The organism is Cobetia sp., from assembly GCF_983723665.1.
In genome coordinates, this window is the sequence record NZ_CFDJES010000047.1 from 18,104 (window position 1) to 21,437 (window position 3,334).

3 protein-coding genes are annotated in these 3,334 nt (G+C 63.8%); 1 reads left to right on the top strand and 2 read right to left on the bottom strand.

The window, feature by feature from the left end:
• Positions 1–13 precede the first annotated feature (13 nt).
• On the top strand, positions 14–943 hold the full coding sequence (locus AC4FAH_RS06770) for an AEC family transporter (protein ID WP_054556323.1): 930 nt from the start codon (positions 14–16) through the stop codon (positions 941–943).
• A gap of 3 nt (positions 944–946) precedes the next feature.
• Here AC4FAH_RS06770 and AC4FAH_RS06775 read toward each other — a convergent pair whose 3' ends face one another.
• Positions 947–1,822 carry a UDP-2,3-diacylglucosamine diphosphatase gene (locus AC4FAH_RS06775; RefSeq protein ID WP_225347423.1) on the bottom strand — a complete coding sequence of 292 codons (876 nt, stop codon included), beginning with the start codon at positions 1,820–1,822 and terminating at the stop codon, positions 947–949.
• A gap of 178 nt (positions 1,823–2,000) precedes the next feature.
• The gene (locus tag AC4FAH_RS06780; protein ID WP_287020640.1) at positions 2,001–3,173 is read right to left on the bottom strand and encodes a GGDEF domain-containing protein; all 1,173 of its coding nucleotides are present in this window, start codon (positions 3,171–3,173) and stop codon (positions 2,001–2,003) included.
• Positions 3,174–3,334 lie beyond the last annotated feature (161 nt).

Sequence of the window (3,334 nt, forward strand, 5' to 3'; positions counted from 1 at the left end):
ACAAGGAACCGTGATGGACCACATCGATCTGCAGCAACCGCTCTGGATGCTGATCACCTTCGTCGCCCTCGGCGCCCTCTGCGCACGCCGCCTCGCGATCGACCCGCGCCCCATCGCCACCTTGCTGATCTATGTGATCGCGCCGCTGACCTTCTTCCGCGGGCTGGTGCTCGGCGAGCCATCGCTGAGTGATCTGGGCCTGACGCTGGGACTGTTCTCGCTGGCCAGCAGCATCTGCCTGCTGGTGCGCCCGCTGGCCGCGAAGTTCTTCCCGCCGCAGGAAGCCGCCCTGCTCGCCTTCTCCTCGGGCACCGGCAATACCGGCTACTTCGGCCTGCCGGTCGCGATGCTGTTGCTGCCGCCGGAAGGCGTGACCCAGTACCTGTTCTGCCTGCTCGGCATCACGCTGTATGAGTTCACGCTGGGCTTCTATGTCAGTGCGCGCGGGCAGTTCTCGATGCGCCAGAGCCTGGTCAAGATCGTGCGTCTGCCGCTGATCTACGCCTTTCTGGCCGCCCTGCTGGTGGGGACGCTGGGGCTCGAGGTACCGGGGGCGGTGATGGAGGGACTCGACTACTTCAAGTACAGCTACACGGTGCTGGGCATGATGATCATCGGCATGACGCTGGGCGGTGTCAGCCTGCGCGAGATCGACCCGCGCTTCATTCTGGCCGCGACCGGTCTGCGCTTCGTGATGTGGCCGCTGCTGAGTCTGGGCAGCGTGATGCTGCTGGGCAGCCTGTTCGCCCTCGACCCGGTGCTGGCGCAGGTGTTGCTGCTGCTGGGCGTGGTGCCGATGGCCGCCAATGTGGTCGTGCTGGCCATCGAGCTGAATATCCAGCCGGCCAAGGGCGCGATCGCGGTGATGCTGACCACCCTGGCGGCGCCGCTGATCATCCCGCTGTATCTGTCATGGATGCTGGCGATCAGCGGCCTGGGGTGAGGCTCAGGCGCCAGCCATCTCGGGCGTGACGGCATCGGGCGTCGCGGCCGGCGCCTGACGCGGCATCAGATGGCGCGGCGCCGTCTCGATGATTTGACCCTGCCAGTCGATCAGGTGCAGCGCGCCTTCGGCATCTTCCGCCAGCGCGGTGCAGTGCTCGACCCAGTCGCCATCGTTGCAGTAGAGCACGCCTGCCTCGACCCGGAAGCCCGCCTGGTGGATATGCCCCCCGACATAGCCATCCAGCCCTTCGAGGCGCGCCTGACGCATGGCGGCTTCCTCGAACTGGGCCACATAGCGCTGGGCGGTGCCGCTACGACGCTTGAGCGCGCTGGCCAGCGACCAGTACGGCAGCCCGAACATGCCACGCGCGCGGTTGCACCAGCGATTGAGTGACAGGATGAAGCCGTGCATGCCATCGCCCAGCTTGAGCAGCCACGGCGCGATGCGCACATGGGTGTCGAATTCATCGCCGTGGGAAACCAGCAGGCGACGGCCGCTGCCGGTGGTATGGATCGCGCGCCGCTCGATGCTCACGTTGTGCAGCTTCAGGCCGCACAGGCGACGGAAGGCGGCATCATGATTGCCGGGAATGTAGATGACCTCGCAGCCACTGCGCGCCAGACGCAGCACCCGCGCCACCAGCGCCTGCTGGTCCTTGTCGAGCACCGCACGCTTGCGCATCGCCAGCAGGTCGACGATATCGCCGACCAGATACAGGCGTTCGGGGCGCACGCGACGCAGCAGCTTCGCAAGCAGCGCCGCCTGGCAGTCCGGGGTTCCCAGATGCACATCGGAGATGAACAGCGTGCGAACCTGACCGAGAGCGTCGGGAGCAGGCGGCATTTCAGCACGGGGAGCCGATTGCGGAGCGGTCATGTCAGTCACCTCTGGGTTGCCAGGCGGAATCGACAGGCGAGGCCCAGATGGCCCCTGTCGTTGCCCAGCAAGACTGAGGGGAGGCGATGACATACCCGTAACAGCGACATGAAAAAGCGATGACAGCCATTGCCATCAATCACTTGCAGCATGAAAGAAGGGAAGATCGCGGGCTTTCTCACGCCTGAGGGTCGTTGGCGCCCGCCATGGCCCGCCGCCGAGCGCGCTTCTGACGATACATGCGGTCATCCGCGATATGGATCAGATCATCGACATCCACATCGCCCTGCAATACCGGGTCGTGGGTGACGCGCCCGATGCTGACCTCGACCGGGAAGGGGATTTGCTGCTCCAGGCGTTGCTCCTGAAGATGGCGCATCAGCTGGGTCGTCGCCTGCTGGCTGGCCATATCACAGGCTCCGGGCATCACGACCAGGAATTCATCGCCGCCCAGACGGCATGCCAGTCCGTCTTCACCGGCCGCCTGGGCGACACTCCGGGCCACCAGCTGGATCAGGCGATCCCCCTCAGCGTGCCCGAAGCTGTCGTTGACGTGCTTCAGGCGATCGACATCCACGAACAGGATCGACATGCATTGCCGGGTGCTCGTGCTCTCGGCCAGCATCCGCTCGAGAAAATCAAAGCCGAAACGGCGATTGGGCAGCCCCGTCAGCAGATCATGATTGGCGCGATATTCCAGCTCGTTCTGCTGAGTGAGCAACCGCTGATTCATGTCGTGCAATTCGAGATTGCGCGCCTCCAGCGTGCGCTGCAGCCGGATGGTGCGATGGAAGGTCGAGGCTCGGGCATGCGCCAGTGCCGGCGCGATGAAGAGGGTCCCCAGGATGTAGGCACCGCCAGCGCCGGCCAATGTCGTCAACGACAAGGGACTCAGCCACACATAGATGGGCACATAACACAGTATCAGCGGCAGGCTGCTGGCCAGCTGGTAGCGCCAGCCCCACACCAGCCAGGCGGGCATGGCGATCAGCATGCAGGTCGAGAAACTCAGGTTCCACAACGTCAGCGTCAGCGCATCCGGAATCAGCGCGGCACCGAAGCAGAAGAACAGGTTGGCGGGTATCGCCCCGGCCAGCAGGATCTTGTCCGAATGCACGCCGCCGCGGCGCAGCTGGAGGATGCACAGCAGGCAGCAGAGGAAGATGATCAGCCGCCCCACCCACAACGCCTGCCAGGCAGACGGCACCTGGAAATAGTCAAACAGCAGGAAGCAGGCGAAGCACGCCATGGCGAACATGATGAAGGTATTGTTGATTCGCGTGCGATAGTGCTGCGCTTCGATATCCGAACCGTCCCTGCCCGGCAACATCAGATGTTCATGAAGCAGCATGTTCCATCCTCGACACTCGGTAGCATCAACCAATGTTACACCGCGCGCAGAGCACACCTCACTGGAATAAAGAGTTGATCAGTAAACGCAAGAATACCGTCTGCCTGATAGAACAATGTGCTGTGTCATCAGGCCGGCCAGGCGAAGCAAGGGCAAAGAGG

What these genes read in the sequence shown, in the direction of transcription:
- AC4FAH_RS06770 (WP_054556323.1), top strand. Translation starts at nt 14, where the DNA reads ATGGACCACATCGATCTGCAGCAACCGCTCTGGATGCTGATCACCTTC.
- AC4FAH_RS06775 (WP_225347423.1), bottom strand. Translation starts at nt 1,822, where the DNA reads ATGACCGCTCCGCAATCGGCTCCCCGTGCTGAAATGCCGCCTGCTCCC.
- AC4FAH_RS06780 (WP_287020640.1), bottom strand. Translation starts at nt 3,173, where the DNA reads ATGCTGCTTCATGAACATCTGATGTTGCCGGGCAGGGACGGTTCGGAT.